The following is a 2,543-nucleotide window of genomic DNA, read 5'->3' on the forward strand; positions in this document are numbered from 1 at the left end:
CGCTGGATCCGGCGCTGTTCGAGCCGGGCGGGGTGGTGGTGCTGGCGCGCCTCGCGAGCCCGGGGCCGCTGCCGCAATCCGCCGCCGCGTCCGCGATCGCGCGCGCGGAAGTCCAGCGGATGGGGCAGATGCGGATCGGCGGGCTGGTCGGCGCGCTGGATCCCGATGCCGGGCAGCTGGTGCCCGCGGGCACCTCGCCGATGCTCGGGGTGCGCTGAGGGCGCGCGCCGCGGCGCTCAGTCCCGCGCCTGCACCTTCACGTAGTCTCCCGGCGCGTCGCACAGCGCCGGCAGACCGCCGGCGCCGGGGGTGCGCGCCGGCACCTGCGCCTTGTCCTGGCCAACCACCCAGCGCTGCCAGTCCGGCCACCAGGAGCCGGAGAGCTCCGTCGCGCCCTTGAACCAGACATCGGCCTCGGGCGGCAGCTCCTCGTTCACCCAGTGGCTGTATTTCCCGCTGTCGGGCGGGTTCACCACGCCGGCGATGTGGCCGGAGGCCGCCAGCACGAAGCGCGGCTTGCCCGAGTAGATCTGCGTCGCGCGGTAGGTGCTGGTCCAGGGCGCGATGTGGTCCTCGCGCGTGCTGAGGATGTAGGTCGGCAGCCTGATCTTCCGCAGGTCGAGCGCGACGCCCTCCAGCTCGATCCCGCCCGGCTTCGCCAGGTCGTTCTGCTGGTACATCCGGCGCAGGTAGAAGCTGTGCATCCGCGCCGGCATGCGCGTGCTGTCGTCGTTCCAGTAGAGCAGGTCGAAGGGGAAGGGCTCCTGCCCCAGCAGGTAGTTCGACACCACGAAGGACCAGATCAGGTCGTTGGCGCGCAGCATGTTGAAGGTGGTCGCCATCTCCGACCCCTCCAGGAAGCCGCGCTTGTTCATCTTCTCCTCGAGGGATTGCAGCTGTTCCTCGTCGATGAAGACGCCGAGCTCCCCGGCTTCCGCGAAGTCCACCATGGTGGTGAAGAAGGTCGCGGACTTGATGCGCGTGTCCTTCTTCGCCTGCATGTGCGCCAGCGTGCAGGCCAGCAGCGTGCCGCCCAGGCAGTAGCCGATGGCGTTGACGGCCTTCTCCCCGGTGGCCTTCTCGATCGCGTCGAGCGCGGCGTACGGGCCTTCCTTCATGTAGTCGCCGAAGCCCTTCTCGGCGAGCCGCTCGTCCGGGTTCACCCAGGAGACGACGAAGACCGTGTGGCCCTGCTCCACGGCCCAGCGGATGAAGCTGTTCTTCGGCCGCAGGTCCAGGATGTAGAACTTGTTGATCCAGGGCGGGATGATCAGCAACGGGCGCTTCAGCACCTGCGCCGTCGCCGGCGCGTACTGGATCAGCTCCATCAGGTCGTTGCGGAACACCACCTTGCCCGGTGTCACCGCGATGTTCTCGCCGACCTTGAACTTGGTCTCGTCGGTCATGCGGATGCGCAGCTGGCCCTTGCCGCGCTCCAGGTCAGCCAGCAGGTTCGAGAGGCCCTTCAGCAGGTTCTCCCCGCCGGTCTCCGCCGTGCGGCGCAGCACCTCCGGGTTGGTCATCAGGAAGTTGGAGGGGCTCATCGCGTCCACGAACTGGCGCGTGTAGAAATCGACCTTCTGCGCGGTCTTCTGGTCCAGCCCTTCCGTGTTCTGCACGACGTTGGTGAAGAAGCGGGCGGAGAGCAGGTAGGATTGGCGGATGAAGTCGAACACCTCGTTCTCGCGCCAGTCGTCGTGCTTGAAGCGGCGGTCGGTCTTCGCCTCCTCGATCACCGGCGCCACCGGCTCGCCCATCATGCGGCGGGCGGTGTTCTGCCAGAGCGTGAGATAATCCTGCCAGAAGCCGATCTGCGCCTGCATCAGCCGGGCCGGGTTGGCCATCAGCCGCGTCGTCATCTCGAGGAAGGCGTTGCCGATGTTGAGCGGATCGGGCCCCGGGCCGGTGGCCGATCCCTCGTTGGTCTGGCGCTTCAGGAAGTCCGTCACGATGCGCTGGCCGCGCTCCGCCACGTCGGCCATGGTGCGCGTGACGAGGGTGGGGTCGGGCAGGCGGAAGCTCGTCTTGTCTTCCGTGGTGGGATCCTGCGACATCCGCCCTCAGCCTCAGCCTTCTCTGCCGTCCTTCGGGGACGGTCCGTTGATCCCGCGCTGCCGGTCGGGAAGCCCGGGGCGGCGCTTCCGCCGGCGGGCGGTTCGGGCTAACCCTCGCTCCGCACAGGATCGGAAGCGATGAGCCCGCGCGTCGGAGGCCACGACAGACCGGGAAAGGCTAGGGGGTGGCGGGCGGCGGATCAAGCGCGCCCGGGCCTCATCCTGGCGCTGATCGGCGTGTTGGGCGGCTGTTCGGACCGCTGGTCGGAGCTCGACCCGCGGCCCGTCGTCGCCAACATCTTCGGCGCCCATCTGGAAGGGCGGGAGCCGCCGCCGGGACTCGACCAGCCCTGGCCGAGGCTCTCCAGCGTGCCGCCGCGCCCCACCCCGCCGGACCCGGCGCTGCGCGAGCAGCTCTCCGCCGGCCTTGCGGCGGACCGCGCGCGGTCGCGCGATCCGCTGCAACCGACCGGGCGCGGACCCGTGCCG

The 2,543-nt window shown here is 69.6% G+C and carries 2 protein-coding genes and 1 pseudogene; 2 read left to right on the plus strand and 1 reads right to left on the minus strand.

Annotated elements, in window-relative coordinates; translation table 11 throughout:
* Positions 1-218 (plus strand): hypothetical protein (locus tag OZN99_RS29555; protein WP_270938793.1); only part of this gene is annotated, 218 nt, incomplete at its 5' end.
* Positions 219-236: 18 nt separating this feature from the next.
* On the opposite strand, the gene OZN99_RS29560 is transcribed toward OZN99_RS29555, so the two are convergent.
* Positions 237-2,054: a PHA/PHB synthase family protein gene (locus tag OZN99_RS29560; RefSeq protein WP_270938794.1), complete on the minus strand. Its 1,818-nt coding sequence runs from the start codon at positions 2,052-2,054 to the stop codon at positions 237-239.
* 240 nt (positions 2,055-2,294) lie between these two features.
* Here OZN99_RS29560 and OZN99_RS29565 point away from each other — a divergent pair.
* Positions 2,295-2,543: pseudogene (locus OZN99_RS29565) on the plus strand (hypothetical protein); the annotation flags it as partial.

The organism is Falsiroseomonas oryzae, from assembly GCF_027856955.1.
GTDB lineage: Bacteria > Pseudomonadota > Alphaproteobacteria > Acetobacterales > Acetobacteraceae > Falsiroseomonas > Falsiroseomonas oryzae.